The sequence below is a fragment of the Glaciibacter kafniensis genome, assembly GCF_039538945.1.
Classification (GTDB): Bacteria; Actinomycetota; Actinomycetes; order Actinomycetales; family Microbacteriaceae; genus Cryobacterium; species Cryobacterium kafniensis.
Map to the genome: position 1 here is coordinate 864,462 of NZ_BAABCN010000002.1, position 17,327 is coordinate 881,788.

Here is a 17,327-nt window from a genome sequence, read left to right on the forward strand (position 1 = left end):
GGCAAACCTAAGATAAAGGGCATGCCCGCCACCGTCATCCTTGTACACGGCCTACGCACGTCGGCCACCCTGTGGCGTCAGCAGGTGGAGCATCTCGGCCGCCTCGGCATCCCCACCGACGCGATCGACCTCCCCGGACACGGGCGGCGTCTCCAGGAGCGCTTCACTCTCGACCGGGCCCTGCAGGGCATCGGTGACGCGGTCACCGCAGCCGAGGCATCCGGCAGCAAGCCCTACCTGGTGGGGTTCTCGCTGGGCGGCTACCTGGCGATCGAGTGGGTGGCCCGCAACCCAGGCCGCGTCGCCGGCCTGCTCGCGGCCGCCTGCGCCACGGTGCCTCACCCCGTGATCATGCACGGTTGGCGGGCTGCGTCGAAGGTGATTCACACATTCCCCGATCGCGGCCGGGCGCTCAACGACTTCACGGTGCGACTGTTCGTGCCGCAGCCCGGTGCAACCGATGTGATCGCCGGGGGAGTCGCCCTCGAGGTCATGGACGATGTGCTTCGCTCCCTGCTGACACTGCACCCCCTCGAACGGCTGGCCGAGATCGACGCGCCCGTGTTGTTCGTCAACGGGCGCTTCGACCACGTGCGCGCCCACGCCGGTCGTTATCTCGCGGCTACCCGCAACGGTCGGCTCATCACTGTGCCCGGCGCCAGTCATATGGTCAGCGTGGTGCGGCCGGTGCCGTTCACCGATGCCCTTCTCGACGGGTATCGCCAGGCGACATCTGACTGACACCGGAGTGGGTCGGCCGGGGCGACGCCACATTGATGCGTTTGGCCAGGTACTTCGCATCGCGGCACGCACCGGTCACCGTCGCCGACGCAGCAGCGAACATGAATTCCAACCCCAGGAAGTACAGGCCAGGGGCCGATTCGACGACCCCTCTGAGCTGTTGCGGCCGCCCCGCTGCGTCGAAAACGGGGGCGTCCACCCACTCCCACTCCTCGCGGTAGCCGGTGCACCAGATCACGTTCGCGACGTCAAGCACCTGGTCTCCCTCGAGCAACGGCTTGCCGTCGCTGACCCCCGCCACTCGTGAGGTTGGCCGCACACCGGCGGCCGTGAGGTCGCTGAGTTTGGTGCGGATGAGCGGTGCGGCGTGCGCCGTGAAATTCGGCGCCGACCTTCGCCCGATCGGCGTGCCGAGGGTGAGCACATGCATCCCGAGAAATCGCACCAGTGGCAGGGCGAACCGTGCAGCCATCCGGCCATGACGAATCGGGAGTTCTGCGCTCGGCCGGCCGGCGAGCCAGGTCGGATGCGTGCGGCTGAGTTCACGCGCAATTTCGGCGCCGGAATTGCCCAGTCCAACGACAAGCACCGCACCTGGCTGAAGCTGCCCCGGATTGCGATAGGCGCTCGAATGCAGCTGCACGACGTCCGAACCGAGCTCGGCGGCGAAAGCCGGCAGCCGAGGCTTCTGGCATCCGCCGGTCGCCACCACGACGTTCTGCCCAACCCAGCGATGAGTGCCCGACGTGACAACGTAGCGATCGTTCTCCGGCCAAAGCCGATCCACCCGCATATCGGTATGCACCGGCAGCCGGAATCGGGCCGCGTAGTCCTCGAGGTAGTCGGCTTCGTCGTCCTTGGTCGGAAAGGAGTTGCGGTCGCCCGGAAACGGCATGCCAGGGAGTCCGTCGTACTTGGTGGGAGTGAAGAGCCGAAGGGAATCCCAGCGGGTTCGCCACGCGTCACCGACCCGCCCGTGCGCATCGAGAATGACGAAATCGCGCTTCTGCTGAGCCAGGTGATAACCGAGGGCAAGGCCGGCTTGGCCGCCGCCGACAATAACGGTGTCGACCTCCGTCTGCTCGGTGACTTTGGTGTTGGTGTTGGTGTTGGTGTTGGTGTTCATGAGTTTGCCTCCTGCTCGGCGAAGGGTGTCCCGGTGGGGGACAGAGAGTGCGTGGCCCGATAGCGGAGGAACCACACCAGCATGAGTGCAGACGCCTCCAGGTAGAAGGTGTGCAGAACCCAGATCGGGCCGAGCGGCAAGCTGAAGACGTACAGCGAGTACACGACGTTTCCAACATTGGTGATCGTGATGTTGCTCAAGCTGTACGACGACAGGTCCTTCGTGCGCGCAGCCTTGTGCAGCATGGGCAGATAGCTCAGCGCGAAGAGGATGGTCGACAGTGCGCCGGCGAGGAGCGGAAGGTTCATGCCTCAACGCTAAGAAGTGGTGGGGAGCGCGCGCGTCGACCAGAATGCGCATTCGCCGGATGCCGGAGTGGGTAAAACGATGCAGACTCCGATGCAGACTCCGCCCGCGTCACACCAGCCCGTGTTCGTACGCGTACGCCGTTGCGGCAGCCCGTGAGGAGAGTCCGAGCTTCGCGAACACATTGCTGATGTGCCGGGCGACCGTCTTTTCGCTGAGGAACAGTTCGCCGGCGATGCCCCGATTCGTCAGACCCGCCGCGATCAATCTCACGACCTCGATTTCGCGCGCGGTCAGCGGACCGGCCGGTGTCTGTGCCGCCGGCGTCAGGGCATCCAGCTCCACGATCGCCGGCACCGCACCGAGATCGACAAAGACCGTCCGTGCGGCCTCGAACTCCATGAGCGCAGACTCTTCGTCACCGAGTGTGCGCCAGGCGCGTGCGGTGAGCGCCCGGCAGCGGGCCGCTTCGTAGGGCGCGTCGAGCTCCAGCCAGAGAGCTCGTGCTCGATGCAGCTTGCCGAGCGCTCCGCGTGCGTCTCGCTCGGCGAGCAACACCGCACCCTCGGCCTGCTCGCTGAGGGCGTGCACCATCGGCATCGTGACGGTGGTGCAGAATGCGGTCAGTTCGTCTGCGGCCGCGCGCGCCGCGACGACATCGCCGGCAGCCAATTCAATCTCAACCAACGCAGAGAGCAGGCGACGCCGGGTTGCTGGGTCGGCACCTTCGACGGCTCGACGGATCACAGACTGGGCGGCTTTCACTTCTCCCTCGGCGAGGCGGAGCAGGGCCAGCCCCGGTTGCGGCTCGAACCCTGTCTGATTGGCGAGAGCGTAGGACTGCAGAGCGGCAGTGAACTCCCCGCGCAGACGTTGCACCTCGCCCTGCTGATAGTGGGCACCGAAGAATGCGTCAAGGTCGCCCCGTTGCGCTCGATCCTCTGCGACCCGAGCCGCAACGAGAGCGTCAGTCCACGCGCCGTGCAGACAGAAGAGCTCGGCCCGATGCATCTGGCATTGCCCGCTGAATGCCACCATGTCGGGCCGGTCGTTGCACCAACGATCCAGAGCCACAGTCCATTCCTGGGCGCGACGCACGTCGAATGCGAGGCGGCAGCTTTGAAGTACCGCACAGTAGATGATGCCGGCGGGAATAGGGGAGATCTCCCCGGCCGTGACGGCGACCATGACTTCGTCGAGCATGGCCAATCCTGCGTTCACCCGCCCGAGCATGATTTGGGACTGTCCTTGCCCCAGCCGAGCCAATGCGCTGAGATCGGGGTCTCCGAAACGCTCCCCGAACTCAGCCACCCGGTCGAAGGCCTGCGCCGCAGCCGCCCCATCGCCGGAGTACAGCGCGCTGAGTGCCTCAGGAACGAGGATGAATCCTTCAACAGGGCTGGGGTCTGAACTCTTGTCGGCGAGCCGTTGAGCTCGAGCGAACCATCCGGCACTCTGCGCGGGTTCGCGCAGGTCCATCAGGTGCAGGCCGATCCAGGCCGCACATCGTGCTGCATTGACGACATCACCGCCCCGCAGAAACTCCTCGTGCGCCCTCGTCAGTGTTTCGATCCCATCGGAGTTTCTGCCGATCAGCACCGCCGCCGTTCCAAATAGCTCAAGATCATGCGCCGGAAGGCCGCCCTCCTGATTGGCTTCCGTCCACGCATTGAACGCGTCGGTCCAGTGGTGTTCCGCATACGAAACACGTCCACGATCAAGGTCCGTTGAGGAGGTCATTCGCTCTTCCACTGGCTGTATGAGCTTGCGACCCCACGCTCAGGTGCGTGCAGGCACAAGAACCACCTCAAAATCTGTAGCCCCTGGAGTGAAGAACTTCGCGTTGACCACGGCGAGGGTGTCACCGAAGAGGGCTGCCGTCGTCGGCGTCTCGAATTCTGGGCTTGTGATGACGCCCCGCACCTCACCGGACGAAAGATCCGACTTCAGGGCGACTCGACTGATTTGGTTGAGTTGGTTCTGTACTGCCCACAGTCTGTTGCCCTGGACGACGATGCCATCGACGGCGGGCACGTTGACGCCCGCGATGACCTCACTCGAACCGTTCTCCGGATCGACGGTGTAGAGGGCGCCGATGCCTGAATGCGCGACGATCAGGGTTTTGCAGTTGGCGGAAGCGGCAATGCCGTTGAGGTTGAATGCGGAAGCGGTGTCGACTGCGGGGCCCGTCAAGGTCAGCGTCTCGACCCTGCCGAGTTCACCCGAACGGCTGACCGGAACAAGATACAACTCCCCGCGTGCGGAGTTGGTGAACCAGGCACCTTCCCTGGTCAGGGCAACATCGTTGATAAAGGATGCCTCCGCGGTCAGCTGGTATGTCGCCACAGTGGCACCGGTGCTCGTGTCGTAGACGTAGGCCTGCCCGGTGGCACCTCCTGCCACGAACAGCAGGTTGTTGCGTACATCCACCGTCATCCCCACAGCTGCCCGGCCGTCTGGAACGTCGATGAACAGTTGGGCGGTGCCCCTGCGCACGTCTCCGCGGTAGATGTCGCCGAGAGTCAGATCGCCGGCGAAGAAGGTGTTCCCCCGTCCGGCGGCGATGCCTTCGGCCGATGTGGCGCCGGGCAGCTCAATGACTGACTGACCAGTTGGCTTGTTCGCGGCGGCGGACTGTGCCGGGATGAGGAGTGCGGTGAGGGCGAGTACCCCGATCATGGCGCGGAGAAGTGTTCTTCCTGAATTCTGGGTTGTGTGAAACATGATGCTTCCTCAACAGGGACCATTCGTGCAGGCCAGATGCAGAGGCTCCGCACAATTGTGAACTGCACCGGGTCTGAAGACGTACCTCTGAATGCAGCGTTAAGGCCCAAGCTACCCACGTGTTGAGGGGCCGACAAGACTCATCGACGGAGCCGCGGTCCGACTGCCGGCCGGCGTCCGGCCCGACCCCCTCTGCCGCGTGACTGCGCGCCTCACCAGAGGGGAGCGGCCACCGGATGCTGCAGGGCGACGGCGGCAAGGTCTGGCGCCAGCAGGTCAAGACGCGCCGGGTTCCAGCGGGGCGAGCGATCTTTGTCGATGATCTGCGCGCGGATACCCTCACGCAGATCAGGCTGGTCGAGCAGCCACCCGCACGCACGATACTCCAGCTGCAGCGCGTCGCGCAGACCGGGCAGCTCCCGCGCCTGGCGGAGCGCGGCAAGCGTGACCGTCACCGCGGTGGGGGAGAGCGCAACCAGCGCATCGGCCGCCGCTCGCACCTCGTCGGAGGCGTGGGTCGCGGCATAGTCGTCGAGCCGCGCAATGATCTCCGCAACCGTGTCGGCGGAGAAGCAGGCGTCGATCCAGCCGCGGCGGGCGGCGAGCGCTGACAGTTCAGGCGTCTCGTCAAAGAGCAGCACGATCTCGCTGGGCGATCCGGGGTCCGCACGTTCGGCGAATGCTTGAATCAGATGCGGAAGCAGCTCAGACGGCACGAAATAGTCGGCGAATCCCAGCGCGAGCGCGTCGGAGCCATTCATTGTCGCCGAGCTCAGCGCCAGGTACGTTCCCAGTTCGCCAGGGGCGCGGGCGAGCAGCCAGGTGCCGCCGACATCCGGACAGAAGCCGATGCGGGTCTCCGGCATGGCGAGCCTCGAGCGTTCGGTCACGACACGGATGCCGGCGTGGCCGGCTAGGCCGATCCCACCGCCCATGGTGACGCCATCCATGATCGCGACAAATGGTTTCGGGTACTCGGCGATCATCGCGTTCAACCGGTACTCGTCGCCCAGAAACGCGAGCGATGCGCCGGTGTCACCCGACACCGCGTTGTCATACAGCGCGCGCACGTCGCCGCCGGCACAGAGACCACGGTCGCCGGCGCCATCGAGCACGACGAGCGACACTTCCGGATCGTCACGCCACGCCGTGAGGGCCTCGGTCAACAACAACACCATCGAATGGGTGAGGGCGTTCAGCGCCTCCGGACGGTTGAGCGTGAGATGGCCGATGCCATCGTGCACACGGATGCTCACCTGGGCTGTTTCTGACATGGTCCCACGGTAGCGACGCAGGCGGGCCGCGCGCGAACTCGCAACGGGTTGTGGAGAAGAGTTGAGTTGTGGGAGGCCCTCACCGTGGGAAGAGTGGGTCGGCCCTCAGGCCCCGCTATTCGCGACCAACCGTGTGTCGAGCTGATCGAGAATGGCCGGCCACGCCTGCGCATGCTGGTCTTTCAACTCAGCGGTCGGAAATCCGGCATGCGTCAGGCGGAGCAAGGTCGTCTCGCTCTGTGGGATCGATCCAGAAATCCGCTCCGGAATCAGCTCAACAGTGACGATTGTCTCTGCTCCCAGCGTTCCGCTTGTCACCCAGGTGAGTTCGACAAGTCGATCGTGTTCGAGGCGCAGAAAACGTCCGTAGTGCGGGTGTCGTTTGCCCTCAAACTCGGTCTGAAAGAAGAACGGCGCATTCACCTCGGCGATCATCGACACGGAACCGCGTGCTGCGAACCAGAGTTCGAACCACTGGGTCCAGGCGTCATAAAGGTCTGAGGGGTGCGACACCATCGCGCGTTCAACCTGGAGGGAGTGCGGGCGCTCGGTCAGATCCGGATACTGGGGCCCGGTCATGGCATCACGTGGGTTCTTGGCGGAACGTCGGCTCTGGCAGCGAGTCAGAGAACGCGTGCCGCACGCTCGAAGCCAGGCTTGCGCGGAGTGCGATTCTCGGCGCTGACCATCCAGGCGTACTGCTCCAGCGTGTCGATGATGCCGTGCAGCAGATCGGCAGTCGACGGATCCTCATCGTCGACCTCATCGTGCACGGCACGAACGGTGGCCACCGTTGCGGTGAGGCGCTCCGTCACGAGGTCGACGGCATCCGTGGTGCTCACTTCGCCATCGGGAAAGGGTGGAAGTTTGGTCGTGTCACTGACGGTCTCACTGCGGCCATCCGGCACGCAGTCGAGTGCGCGCATCCGTTCGGCGATCACATCGGAGAACTCGCGAACCGCATCGATGATCTCGTCGAGTTGCAGGTGCAGATCACGAAAGTTCGTGCCGACGATGTTCCAGTGCGCCTGTTTGCCTTGAAGATGCAGTTCGATCAGATCGACCAGAACCGATTGCAGATTCTTGCTGAGTGTTTCGGAAGCTTGCACGGCGTTCCTCCTCGCGCGAGAGGGGTGGTACCCGACCGATCAGCTGGGCCTGCTACCCCTGTCTTGGTCATTTCAGGCTAACAGGACGCGTTCGATCGGAGAGGCTTTTCTTCAGGGCCGCCGAAGCAGCCCGGCAAAGCGGTACGCTCGATGGTGCGGCGTCAGCCGTGCCCGTCGGCAGCCCATCGCAAGGAACAGCTCATGAACGTCGTTATCTTCATCGTCTCTCTCGCCATCTTCGTGCTGGGCTTGTGGCTGTTCGGGCTCGCGTTCACTGTGACCGCCGGCATGCTGCCGATCTTCTTCGGTGGCATTCTCTGTGTGGCCCTCGCCGTCGCGATTCCGACGAACCTACTGCGCGACTAGGTTTCGTTCTCGCACTCGTTCTCGCACTCGTTCTCGCTTACGACGGGCTGCTCGAGAGCCCGGCGATCAGGTTGATCAGGCTGGCCAGAATGACCGAGCCGAAGAGGTACGACAGCAGACCATGTCGGAGCGCGGTCATTCTGACCTCATGACTTGTCAGGTTCGTGTCTGAGACCTGAAATGTCATGCCCAGCGTGAACGCCAAGTAGGCGAAGTCGCCGTAGCTCGGCGGCTCTTTCTGGTTGAAATCAACTCCTCCGTCGACCCCCTGGTAGTAGAGGGACGCGTAGCGCAGCGTGAACAGCGTGTGCACCAGCAACCAGGAAAGCGCGATTCCGAAGATCGCCAAGACGGCAACGATCACTTGCACGCTGTTGCTGGCGCCGTTGGCTCCGATGAGCAGCAGCACGATGGCGCCAAGGCTTGCGATGCTCGCGAGAACGATCAGGAGGTCGGCCACCGGCCGCGCCGGATCCTCGCGCGTTGCGTGGCTGGCTGTCGTCGCGGCATCCATGCGCCCAATCATCGCCCAGACCCAGACGACGTATGTGATGGATGCGGCAGCCCAGCCGGCGATCGGCGCATACTCCCAGTGGCCGAGCAACCCTGTGGCGACTGCGACGACCACACCAGCCACCAGCATCAGCGCAAATCGAGTGCCTGACCGGTGCACTCGCTTCCACGACTCAGTTTGTTTCATGGGCCGATGCTCGCACAGAATCGTGGACTGGCCAGTTTCACCACGCGTCGGGCGTCCATTGCGCTGATCGGGCAAACAAATTCGGCAGACACCGCTGTGAACAGGTGTTCTTCGGCGCCATGCCAGAATTGTTCGATACGTTGTTGTACTGCCCATCGGGTTGAACTGCTCGCTGGGTTGAACTGCTCGCTGGGTTGAACTGCTCGCTGAGTTGCACTGCCCGCCGACCGCACATTGAAAGAGAACGCCCAGGATGCCTGAGAGCCCCGCCGCATCCACTCCCTATGAGGTGCTGGGCGTCGCCGCCACGGTCAGTGACGAAGAGTTGCGCCGCGCGTATCGCCGACGCTTGCGCGTCACCCATCCCGACGTGGGTGGGAGCGCTGTCGAGTTTCAGGCCGTGCAGACGGCGTGGGAGCGCATCGGCACTCCGCAGAACCGGGCCGCCTACGACGGCCATCGCTTTGCGGATGCCGAACCGCATCCGACCCGTACGGCGGGAGCGGGCGGTCGATCCGGCGCCGGCGGCGGTGCCTCTGGGCGGGCGACCCAGTCGTCAGGGCCGAAGGCGCGCATGCACGGGCACCCCGGTGGCATTGCCCGGCAGCACTATCTCACGCTGATCAAGGAGTGGTCTGGTCGCGGAACCACGCTGGCTGATCCCTACGCGCCGCAATTGATTCGCTCAGCCCCGCGGGAGATTCGGCACACGTTGGCGAAAGCCCTGGCCGAGGAATCGACCGCGCAGCTCATCTCGAGTCTCGGCATCGGCTATACCGCGTGGCACGATGTCGAAGCGGGCCACAAGGGCGACAAGCTCGACCACGTGGTGCTGGGTCCGGCCGGTCTCTTCGCGATCATGTCTGAGGATTGGGGCGGCCCGGTCGAACTGAAGCGCGGAGAGCTCGTCGGGGAGTCACTCGCCGGTGCCAAGCCGATCGACGCTCTCGAAGACTCAGCGCGGGCATTTTCGCGTGCGCTGCGGGTGAAGTTCACCGCGCTCATCGTGGTGCTTCCCGACGCGGCTCTCAACGATGTCTACACGCTTCCGGCACGCGGCCGTCGCCCGATTCTCGTTGTCGTTCCGCGGTCGCGCCTGGTCGGTGTGCTGCGCGAGGGAATGCTGGGGATGAGCCGGGGGAGTTTCGAGAAGGTCTTCGAGCTGCGGAGCACGTTGCAGAATGGCATCAGGCTGCTTGACTGACTGGCTGCTTGGCTGACTGGCTGGCTGGCTGGCTGGCCGACGGACTGGCTCGCTGGCCGACGGACTGGCTCGCTGGCCGACGGACTGGCTCGCTGGCCGACGGACTGGCTGATTCTGACGGGCTGGCTGGCTGATTTGCTGACTGGCTGGCTGATCTGCTGACTGGGTCGTTATCGGCCGACACATCCGATGGTTCCGCCATCCGGCCCCGGTGGGGTACCGGGTTCAGGAGTGGAGGTGTGTCGGCCGCGACCTGCCCGCGGAATCGCGGGCCACCGCATCCGCGACACGGCCTCCGTTTCTGAACCCGGTCCCGTCCCGCCCGTTGGTCGCGCAGGTCGAGGCCCCTGCCGGCCGACCCTCGAACACGCTCCGCGCGTCCCGGCCCCGGCCCCGGCGGGTACCTAGTTCAGGAGTGGAGGTGTGTCGGCCGCGGCCTGCCCGCGGAAGCGCGGGCGACCGCATCCGCGACACGGCCTCCGTTCCTGAACCCGGTCCCGTCCCGCCCGTTGGTCGCGCAGGTCGAGGCCCCTGCCGGCCGACCCTCGAACACGCTCCGCGCGTCCCGGCCCCGGCCCCGGCGGGTACCTCGTTCAGGAGTGGAGGTGTGTCACCCGCGACCTGCCCGCGGAATCGCGGGCCACCGCATCCGCAACACGGCCTCCGTTCCTGAACCCGGTCCCGTCGATCCGGGGAAACACCCGGTCCCAGCCAGTTTGTCAACCCCCATCCCGGATCCGGGGTTAGTGTCGGTGGTGTCCGGTTAGCTGAAGATATGGATCAGCTGGAGCTGTTGCAGAACCTGGAGCTAGCGCCCGACGAGGATGACTTCGGGGTGTGCGGCGACTACGACCCGATGGAGTTTTGCCTGGGCATGAGCCCGGCCGACTTTCCCGGGTTCGTCGACGGCCCGCTGCCCGACGACCCGGAGGACGGCCCGAGGCTGGTGGAGGGCTACACGGCCCGGCTCAACCAGTACCTCGATGTGGCCGTTGACGATCAGAAGCTCACGGCGATGCGTGCGGGGCACTGGGCCCGGGCGATTGACGCGGCCCGGATGTGGTCGCGGGTCTCCGACGAGTACGTGCTCTACAACCCGACGCAGTCCGACTCGCAGCGGGCGGAATGGGCGCACCTGATCTTTGTCCGGGAGGTCAGCGCGCGGTTCAACATGCCCACTCCGACCGCGTCGCATCTGATCGACGAAAGCCAGACCCTCGTGCACGAGCTCCCCGCCACCCTGGCGGCGTTGGAGAACGGGTCGATCAGTTACCGGCACGCGCAGGTGATCATGGACCAGGCGCGCACGCTGCCAGCCGAGGTACGGGCCGCGTTTGAGCAGGCTCTGCTGCCCGATGCGCTCCGGCTGCCGGCCCCCCAGTTGCGGCGGAAGGCCATCGCGTTGCGGGAGCGAATGCACCCGGACTCCATCACCGCCCGCAAACGCGCCGCGCTGGCGGAGCGCCGGCTCGCGTTTGAAGCGGCCCCCGACGGGATGGCCTGGTTGAACCTGTTCGGACCGGCCGCGGACGTGCTCGCCGCATTCAACCGAGTCGACGCCGTCGCCCGCCGCCGGCAGGGCCCGACCGAACCGCGCACCCTCACCCAGTTGCGGGCGGATGTCGCCGTCGAACTGCTGCATGACGGGGAACTGTTCGAGCCGGGCGAGATCACCGCCGAACTGCAACAGCTGCTCGACGACGCCAGTGCCGGTGGCGGCGGTAGCGCCGGTGCCGGTGGCGCTGACGGCGCTGCTGGTGGTGCTGGTGGTGGTGCTGCTGGTGCGAAGCGGACCAAGCGCCGCTCGAAGGCACGCCGCGGCATCCGGCCCACCGTGATCGTCACCGTGCCGATGTTCACCCTGATGGGACTCAGCGACGAACCCGCCACCCTCGACGGCTACGGGCCGATCGATCCGGACACCGCACGCGAGTTGTGCGCGAAGGCGCCGTCGTTCCTGCGGTTGATGGTGAATCCGGAGACCGGAGTCCCGCTCTCCCTCGGCCGAGAGCACTACACAGTGCCCAAAGACCTCCGGATCTGGTTGCAAACCCGCGACGGCACCTGTCGCGGCGTGAACTGCGGGCAACCCGCGGCCACCTCCGAGATCGACCACACCCACGCCTTCGCGCACGGCGGCCCCACCGACGCCAACAACCTCGCCCACCTCTGCAAGGCCTGCCACCGGCTCAAACACGCCAGCACCTGGAACCCCATCGGCCGCGGCAACGGCGTCATCGACTGGACCTCACCCACCGGACGCGTCTACACCACCTGGCCCGCACTCGACCTGCCCGGCACCAGCCTGCCCAACGCCGGGCTTCCCAACGCCGGTCAGACCGAACCTGACCCGTCCGAACCTGACCCGTCCGAACCGACGTCCGGCGGCACCGACCTCAACGATTCGAAATCGTCTTCGTGGAACCCCGAATGTTCGAACCCTGCACCGCAGAGCGAGCCAGAACCGCCGCCGTTCTGACGACTCATCCGGCCAGCCTCCTGGTAGTCCGCTAGTGCAGCTGCAGCTTCTCCACCCAGTAGTCGAGAAAAGCAGCCCCCGCCTCGTCGTGAATCTGTTCACCCATCACGATCACGGGGTAGGGGCGGTCCAGGATGCCGTCGGCGGGTCGCACGTCGACGTGCGCGACGTCGTACCCAGCGGCGTGCAGGTGATCGGCCATGAGGTAGTCGCTGCGGGAATCGCCGACCGAGCGCCATACTTCGGGAAGTGAACCGGATTCAGCGAAGAATTCCAGGGCGCGGCGGGCGCCGTGGTCTTTGTCCAAGGTCACCGACTCAATGTCCGTGGAGATGATTGTGGGGTCAAGACGGAACGGCACCGAACCGTCGGCATCCGGGTGCTCACGATCGCCGTAGCGCACACCGAGACCATGGCGAGTGACGATGGCGAATGCCGCCTCGTTGAAGTCGGGCTGGGCTGCGACATAGGTCGCGTGGTCGACATCCGTGCGCTGTTCGACCGAGATCATTGCCTGCTTCGTGGCGTCGAAGAACATGGTGTCGCTGAACCGGTCGACGACCAGCTGACGCACCTCGTCGACGACGGCCTGGGGGAGCGCCACCGAGTCGTCGATGACGACCTCGCCCATGCCCGCTGGGCTGATCGGAAACCACACAGCGCCCTTCTCGCAGACGCCGTACATCCGCAGGTCTGCGGGCAGTCCGGCAGAAACCAGAGGAGCGATCACCTCGTCGCGGATGAAGTCGGCCGATCGTCCGGTGATGAACGCAATCGGAACGTTTGCACCGGCCAGCAGAATCAGGTCACTGACGATGCTCGGGGTGGCGATGGTGCGGGTCACGGGGCTCGCGATGGGGCCGTCAACGTCGAGCAGCAGGCCAAGGGGAGAATGGATGTCAGGCATCCGCTCATTCTCGCATCTTGCGTTTCCACTTCGCGCGACCCTGCGGTCGCTACGGCGTCGCCGCGTCACGACGTTACGGCGGCCGACGGCCTATCCTTGGTGGAGATGATTACCAGAAGAGAAGCAGCACTCCGCCTTGATATCCCGCTCGAGATGGCTCAGCGCAATGGGATCCCCTCGCGACTGACCGAGGCGCAGCTCGCCGAGATCGACGCGAACCCACCGGTCTGGCTGGCTCAGTCGCGCGCGAACCGCACCGGCAAGAAGCCGGTCTGGGTGGAGCTTCGCTGTGACGTTTGCGGGTACACCGAGGCTGCCCGGCCGAAGAAGTGGTGGCCGACGTTCACCTATCTCAGCTGCGATCATCACGGTTTCGATGAGCTGCCGGAGCCGGCGGAGGGGCTGGCCCGTCGCGAGGTCGACGGTATCGGCACCCGATTCATCGGCATCGTCGACGAGGCTCCGAGCGGCGCCTAAGCGAGCTCGGAACGCCCTCGTCTGTGCGTTCCTCTCATCCAACGAAGGAGTTAGGGTGGCCCACGCCTATCAGCTGTATAACGACGTCGACGCACAATGCCTGTGCTGTCGGGCGATGCAGCCATTTCATTTCACGTCGGCAGCCGACCAGGTGGTCTGCTCGTTCTGCGTGAGGCACACCGGTCCCGACCGGGCCGAGCGCCGCGACACCGACCACGTCGCCCTCTGGCTTGAGCTCTACACCGAGCTTCAGGATGTCCACGCGGCCGCCGTAGCCGACGCGACAGCGGAATCTGCGTTGAAAGACCAGATCATTGCCGAACGCGTGGCCGAGGTCGACGAGCTGCGGGGCCTCCTGGCCGAAAGCTTCGATTCCACGCCGCGCGGAGGAATCCGTGAGGTTCTCGAGACTGATCTCGTCAAGCGCGCTGAGCGCAAGACCGAACTCGCTGAACGGCGCACCGACCGGGCGATGGCGGTGCTCTGGCGCCTCGCCCAGCGACATTCAATCAATCCCGGCGATCCCGCCCTCTGTGGCTGCGGAATGGGCGTCGCGCTCTGCCCGGACCAGCAGGCGCTCGAACTGGTGCGCACCGAGCTAGCCGAGTGGGAGACACGCAACGTGCAGCGTGCGGAAGCCGGGCAGCGGCATGCGCTTCCACCGGAGCATCCGTCATTCGTCTGACTGCGGTCGCTCTACGAGGAGCTCACTGTGTCTTGCCTGAAAACTAGACCTGGGCAGAAACCAGGAGAAGCCCGACGGCGCCGAGTGCCAATGCCCAGCTGACCAGGCTGCCGACGAGGAAGTATTCGGCCTTTGAGCCGGAAGAGCCGTCCTTCGAAATTTCGGGAAATCGCACGATTCCCTTCGCAGCAATCACGGCCCCTGCGATGACGTAGGCGCCTGACAGCGTGAGTGCGACGATGAGGATCCGCTCAATGACGCCGATTGATCGACCGCCCTTGAGATCCTCGACGAGAACCTCGCTTCCTGTGGGAGGCATGACTCCTCGCGCGGTGCGCAGTGAGGCTCTCCGTTTCCAACGATTGGAAGACTCAGATTGGGTTGCGACCGCCTGCGGAGCAACTGCAGACTGCCGGGTGCGCCGTGAGAGCGCCTCTCTGACGATGATGTTGCTGCTCTCACCGAGAAACAGAATGAGTGCTGCGCCCAGCACGAGGGCCGCAAGTGGAACAGCCCGCACTGCCGCCGTCGGCGTCGAGTCATACCAGTCAACGAGGAAACCCGATACGGGGGCAGCCGTGCCGTCGAAGGCCAGAGTTACCAGGACGACGATCGCCAGTCCGGAGGCCGGATAGAGACCGAACGACGGGCGAATGCGCTCCGTGGCTGTCGTTGTCGCCAACCAGGCGATGGCGACGGCGATCATCGCCATGATCCAAACGAGAGGCAGCGAGAGCCCTCCGACCGCAACGACCGCGCCGACCGCCCACCCCACGGCGATGATGGCAGTGGCAATCCACCCGCTGCAGCGTGAACGAATGAGATCCGCGGATCCGATGAAGTAGAGCAAGAAAGCGGCGAGCATCATTCCGTCCCGATTGTCAGCTCGTGGAGCCCAGCAACGAGAACGGCCCCGCCCGATTTTTTGAGCGATTGTGAGACTGCCGACTGGGTGATGCCTTCGTCCTCGGCGATCTGCGCCTGGGATCGCCCCAACATCACGCCGAGCGTGATGCGACGCGCACGGTCGCTCATGCCACCGATCAGATGGTCTCGGGCCAGGAGGTACGAATTGATGAGTGACTGCTCAGCCAGCCCGGGGCGCTCCGGGCCAGGATCGCGGTCGGCCAAGTACCAGGTGCGCAGGGTTGGCGTTCGCACGTCGGCGCGTTTGTGGGCCTGATCGATTGCCTCACGCGCTCTCCACCATCCGGGTCCGTCTTGAATCTCACCAGCGGCTCCATCACCGATCGGCCAGACGGGTCCGCCGCCCAGTCCGAAGCGGCAGTCGATTCCAGCCGGAATTGCGAGCCTCACCAGCAAGGTTGCGTGCAAGGCATCACCCACGCTGCCGTAGACGCCTTGAAATTCATCCCCCACCGTTGGCGCAAGAGGCTGGACGGCAGCAACATGGCTATTCACGATCTCGATCGAACGCTCCGTCTCAAACTGAGCCAGGCGCCTGTTCGCGAGTTGCCGGGAGTTGACGAGATCGAGGATCACTGCAATGACTTCTGGCTGCACCATGGCATTAGCGTACAGCTAATATCTTCAAGATATAAGCCTGAAGCTAATGCTTATGCCGGAGCCGTGGACGCAACGGCCAGAGGAGCGCGAGTGCCCCCGCAAACGACGCTACGGCACCAGCGGCCGTCCCTAGGCCGGCGGGGCTCGACGTCAATACGGGCAGCCGAGCGAAAACTATCTGGGACAGGAGGATCCCCAGCACGACGAGAAAGAGAGCGCCGAGCGCTCGCCCGACATCGGAGGCAGAACGGAGCGGAACGCCGGCCGCGATACCAAGCCCAACGAAGATCACGACGGCAGGAAGGCCCGGACCGAGCCAAGAATAGCTCGCTGACAGGATTCCGATCAGAATCGTGACGGGAACGCTCAGCATGGCGATGAGCCGTGCCGTTCTTCCGCGTCCGAGCAACGCACAGACCAAACCGATGCCCAGCATCACGCCGACGATTGCCGACGGATTCGAGAACGGCCCGACTGTACCCGCGTAGCTGATGCCGGGCGCCCATGCAATCACGGCGAGGTACCAGACCGAGAAGGTGGCCGCGGCGATCTGAGTTCCCAGACCAAACCGATTGAGGCGCTCGGGAGCGATGAATCGCTCATACAGGCCGGCCGCGACAACGGTGAGGCTGCTCGACAGGGTGGGAGCGATGCGTCCGTGCGCATCATCCTCGTCCATGAGTACTGAAACGATTGCTTCGCCGTTGCGCTTCTGCCAGTTGGCCGGATACCAGCGCACAAGCTTGCGATACCTCGCCACTCTGGCTGCTTCAGGCCCGGTGGGCGAACCCTCTCCGCGAGCACCCACGGCTAGAACGCCACGATCGGAGTCGATGAGCTTCGGGCCTGCAACCGGGTCCGTGCCTGGCGGGCATTCGCTTCGAGCCTCGCGACCTCGGCCTCGAGCTGCACTGCGCCTGCATCGGTCAGACGAAAGTAGCGACGCAAGCGCCCGTCGACCACCTCGTCGCCGTCGAGTGCCACCCAGCCCTGTTGTCCGAGGCGTTCGAGTGCCGCATACAGGGTGGCGGCCTTGAGGTTCACCCGGCCATCGGAGAGCTCGCGCGCCTCTTCGATCAGCGAGTAGCCATGCCGTCGACCTCCCGTCAACACCGTGAGCACCCAGAACGTTGGTTCGCGCATTTCAGCTGCCATGCGCTCAACATAGTCCCGCGACTGGAATATCACAACGAATTGACTATGTGCGACTCAGGCGTTTCCTCCGCCCTCGCTACGCGTATCGGCCACTTCGGTTAATCGCTCGCACTGGCACGGTGTCGACGAACTAGCATTGCGGCATGAGCACTGAGTCGCCTCAATTGCCCGTCCCGCCATCGGGAGGGCTGCGCAGGCGGTCTCGCTGGTGGTCGGTCCTGCTGATTGCGCTATCCCTGGTGAGTGTATTGGGAGCCTTCGGCGTGCAGTCAGGTTTCTGCTCCGATTCACCAAGCGATGCACCCGGTGCCGGTAATTGCTCCAGCGGACCCGCGATGGGCTGGGCGGAAGCCTGGGTTATCGCCGTTCTGGGATTAATCATCGTGGCGTACTGCATCTATCGCATGGCGCGCAGACAGCCATGACGAGCGGAAGCAGCGACTCCGGTGAGCGGGTGAGCCGATCTGTCAATGGACCGGAAGCGCGCCGCGGTTAAGCCGCTTTCGTATTCGCTCGACCAGGAGAACGCCGTTGCGGATGCGGCATG

At 64.9% G+C, this 17,327-nt stretch carries 19 protein-coding genes; 6 read left to right on the forward strand and 13 right to left on the reverse strand.

Annotated elements, in window-relative coordinates:
• The first annotated feature begins 21 nt into the window (after positions 1 to 21).
• A complete protein-coding gene (locus tag ABD791_RS04505) occupies positions 22 to 741 on the forward strand; it encodes an alpha/beta fold hydrolase (protein ID WP_345062677.1) in 720 nt (239 codons plus the stop codon).
• Here the strand turns inward: ABD791_RS04505 and ABD791_RS04510 are convergent.
• From ABD791_RS04510 to ABD791_RS04540, 7 genes are all read right to left on the reverse strand, one after another.
• Positions 695 to 1,867 carry a flavin-containing monooxygenase gene (locus ABD791_RS04510; protein ID WP_345062679.1) on the reverse strand — a complete coding sequence of 391 codons (1,173 nt, stop codon included), beginning with the start codon at positions 1,865 to 1,867 and terminating at the stop codon, positions 695 to 697. The two genes, ABD791_RS04505 and ABD791_RS04510, sit on opposite strands and share 47 nt — an antisense overlap.
• Positions 1,864 to 2,175: a hypothetical protein gene (locus tag ABD791_RS04515; RefSeq protein WP_345062681.1), complete on the reverse strand. Its 312-nt coding sequence runs from the start codon at positions 2,173 to 2,175 to the stop codon at positions 1,864 to 1,866. The genes ABD791_RS04510 and ABD791_RS04515 overlap by 4 nt, the downstream gene beginning before the upstream one ends.
• Before the next feature lie 109 nt (positions 2,176 to 2,284).
• Positions 2,285 to 3,913, reverse strand: a complete 1,629-nt coding sequence (locus ABD791_RS04520; RefSeq protein ID WP_345062683.1) for a helix-turn-helix transcriptional regulator — start codon at positions 3,911 to 3,913, stop codon at positions 2,285 to 2,287.
• Positions 3,914 to 3,952: 39 nt separating this feature from the next.
• Entirely contained in the window at positions 3,953 to 4,897 is a 945-nt protein-coding gene (locus ABD791_RS04525) for an SMP-30/gluconolactonase/LRE family protein (RefSeq protein ID WP_345062685.1), read from the reverse strand.
• A 212-nt stretch (positions 4,898 to 5,109) separates the two neighbouring features.
• The gene (locus ABD791_RS04530) at positions 5,110 to 6,171 is read right to left on the reverse strand and encodes an enoyl-CoA hydratase/isomerase family protein (RefSeq protein WP_345062687.1); all 1,062 of its coding nucleotides are present in this window, start codon (positions 6,169 to 6,171) and stop codon (positions 5,110 to 5,112) included.
• A gap of 105 nt (positions 6,172 to 6,276) precedes the next feature.
• Positions 6,277 to 6,750: an SRPBCC family protein gene (locus tag ABD791_RS04535; RefSeq protein ID WP_345062689.1), complete on the reverse strand. Its 474-nt coding sequence runs from the start codon at positions 6,748 to 6,750 to the stop codon at positions 6,277 to 6,279.
• 44 nt (positions 6,751 to 6,794) lie between these two features.
• Positions 6,795 to 7,280 carry a Dps family protein gene (locus ABD791_RS04540; protein ID WP_345062691.1) on the reverse strand — a complete coding sequence of 162 codons (486 nt, stop codon included), beginning with the start codon at positions 7,278 to 7,280 and terminating at the stop codon, positions 6,795 to 6,797.
• Between the two features lie 201 nt (positions 7,281 to 7,481).
• Here ABD791_RS04540 and ABD791_RS04545 point away from each other — a divergent pair, with 201 nt between their 5' ends.
• Positions 7,482 to 7,646, forward strand: a complete 165-nt coding sequence (locus ABD791_RS04545) for a hypothetical protein (protein ID WP_345062693.1) — start codon at positions 7,482 to 7,484, stop codon at positions 7,644 to 7,646.
• A 37-nt stretch (positions 7,647 to 7,683) separates the two neighbouring features.
• On the opposite strand, the gene ABD791_RS04550 is transcribed toward ABD791_RS04545, so the two are convergent.
• Positions 7,684 to 8,346, reverse strand: a complete 663-nt coding sequence (locus tag ABD791_RS04550) for a DUF1345 domain-containing protein (protein ID WP_345062695.1) — start codon at positions 8,344 to 8,346, stop codon at positions 7,684 to 7,686.
• A 253-nt stretch (positions 8,347 to 8,599) separates the two neighbouring features.
• Between ABD791_RS04550 and ABD791_RS04555 the strand changes: the two genes are divergently transcribed.
• Both ABD791_RS04555 and ABD791_RS04560 read left to right on the forward strand, forming a co-directional pair.
• The gene (locus tag ABD791_RS04555; RefSeq protein ID WP_345062697.1) at positions 8,600 to 9,550 is read left to right on the forward strand and encodes a DnaJ domain-containing protein; all 951 of its coding nucleotides are present in this window, start codon (positions 8,600 to 8,602) and stop codon (positions 9,548 to 9,550) included.
• A gap of 775 nt (positions 9,551 to 10,325) precedes the next feature.
• Positions 10,326 to 12,029, forward strand: a complete 1,704-nt coding sequence (locus tag ABD791_RS04560) for an HNH endonuclease (protein ID WP_345062699.1) — start codon at positions 10,326 to 10,328, stop codon at positions 12,027 to 12,029.
• Positions 12,030 to 12,060: 31 nt separating this feature from the next.
• On the opposite strand, the gene ABD791_RS04565 is transcribed toward ABD791_RS04560, so the two are convergent.
• Entirely contained in the window at positions 12,061 to 12,936 is an 876-nt protein-coding gene (locus ABD791_RS04565) for a hypothetical protein (RefSeq protein ID WP_345062701.1), read from the reverse strand.
• A gap of 105 nt (positions 12,937 to 13,041) precedes the next feature.
• On the opposite strand from ABD791_RS04565, the gene ABD791_RS04570 reads away from it, so the two are divergent.
• Both ABD791_RS04570 and ABD791_RS04575 read left to right on the forward strand, forming a co-directional pair.
• A complete protein-coding gene (locus ABD791_RS04570; protein ID WP_345062703.1) occupies positions 13,042 to 13,413 on the forward strand; it encodes a hypothetical protein in 372 nt (123 codons plus the stop codon).
• Positions 13,414 to 13,468: 55 nt separating this feature from the next.
• Positions 13,469 to 14,098, forward strand: coding sequence for a hypothetical protein (locus ABD791_RS04575; RefSeq protein WP_345062705.1), 630 nt, complete (start codon positions 13,469 to 13,471; stop codon positions 14,096 to 14,098).
• 43 nt (positions 14,099 to 14,141) lie between these two features.
• On the opposite strand, the gene ABD791_RS04580 is transcribed toward ABD791_RS04575, so the two are convergent.
• The 4 genes from ABD791_RS04580 to ABD791_RS04595 are packed head-to-tail and all read right to left on the reverse strand — an operon-like array spanning position 14,142 to position 16,780.
• Positions 14,142 to 14,966, reverse strand: a complete 825-nt coding sequence (locus tag ABD791_RS04580; protein ID WP_345062707.1) for a hypothetical protein — start codon at positions 14,964 to 14,966, stop codon at positions 14,142 to 14,144.
• On the reverse strand, positions 14,963 to 15,625 hold the full coding sequence (locus ABD791_RS04585; protein ID WP_345062709.1) for a SatD family protein: 663 nt from the start codon (positions 15,623 to 15,625) through the stop codon (positions 14,963 to 14,965). Before ABD791_RS04585 ends, ABD791_RS04580 begins: the two co-directional genes overlap by 4 nt.
• 43 nt (positions 15,626 to 15,668) lie before the next feature.
• Positions 15,669 to 16,385 carry a hypothetical protein gene (locus ABD791_RS04590; RefSeq protein ID WP_345062711.1) on the reverse strand — a complete coding sequence of 239 codons (717 nt, stop codon included), beginning with the start codon at positions 16,383 to 16,385 and terminating at the stop codon, positions 15,669 to 15,671.
• 50 nt (positions 16,386 to 16,435) lie between these two features.
• On the reverse strand, positions 16,436 to 16,780 hold the full coding sequence (locus tag ABD791_RS04595; protein WP_345062712.1) for a PadR family transcriptional regulator: 345 nt from the start codon (positions 16,778 to 16,780) through the stop codon (positions 16,436 to 16,438).
• Between the last annotated feature and the right edge of the window lie 547 nt (positions 16,781 to 17,327).

Coding starts and splice junctions, on each gene's coding strand:
- ABD791_RS04505 (WP_345062677.1), top strand. CDS start 22: ATGCCCGCCACCGTCATCCTTGTACACGGCCTACGCACGTCGGCCACC.
- ABD791_RS04510 (WP_345062679.1), bottom strand. CDS start 1,867: ATGAACACCAACACCAACACCAACACCAACACCAAAGTCACCGAGCAG.
- ABD791_RS04515 (WP_345062681.1), bottom strand. CDS start 2,175: ATGAACCTTCCGCTCCTCGCCGGCGCACTGTCGACCATCCTCTTCGCG.
- ABD791_RS04520 (WP_345062683.1), bottom strand. CDS start 3,913: ATGACCTCCTCAACGGACCTTGATCGTGGACGTGTTTCGTATGCGGAA.
- ABD791_RS04525 (WP_345062685.1), bottom strand. CDS start 4,897: ATGTTTCACACAACCCAGAATTCAGGAAGAACACTTCTCCGCGCCATG.
- ABD791_RS04530 (WP_345062687.1), bottom strand. CDS start 6,171: ATGTCAGAAACAGCCCAGGTGAGCATCCGTGTGCACGATGGCATCGGC.
- ABD791_RS04535 (WP_345062689.1), bottom strand. CDS start 6,750: ATGACCGGGCCCCAGTATCCGGATCTGACCGAGCGCCCGCACTCCCTC.
- ABD791_RS04545 (WP_345062693.1), top strand. CDS start 7,482: ATGAACGTCGTTATCTTCATCGTCTCTCTCGCCATCTTCGTGCTGGGC.
- ABD791_RS04550 (WP_345062695.1), bottom strand. CDS start 8,346: ATGAAACAAACTGAGTCGTGGAAGCGAGTGCACCGGTCAGGCACTCGA.
- ABD791_RS04555 (WP_345062697.1), top strand. CDS start 8,600: ATGCCTGAGAGCCCCGCCGCATCCACTCCCTATGAGGTGCTGGGCGTC.
- ABD791_RS04560 (WP_345062699.1), top strand. CDS start 10,326: ATGGATCAGCTGGAGCTGTTGCAGAACCTGGAGCTAGCGCCCGACGAG.
- ABD791_RS04565 (WP_345062701.1), bottom strand. CDS start 12,936: ATGCCTGACATCCATTCTCCCCTTGGCCTGCTGCTCGACGTTGACGGC.
- ABD791_RS04570 (WP_345062703.1), top strand. CDS start 13,042: ATGATTACCAGAAGAGAAGCAGCACTCCGCCTTGATATCCCGCTCGAG.
- ABD791_RS04580 (WP_345062707.1), bottom strand. CDS start 14,966: ATGATGCTCGCCGCTTTCTTGCTCTACTTCATCGGATCCGCGGATCTC.
- ABD791_RS04585 (WP_345062709.1), bottom strand. CDS start 15,625: ATGGTGCAGCCAGAAGTCATTGCAGTGATCCTCGATCTCGTCAACTCC.
- ABD791_RS04595 (WP_345062712.1), bottom strand. CDS start 16,780: ATGGCAGCTGAAATGCGCGAACCAACGTTCTGGGTGCTCACGGTGTTG.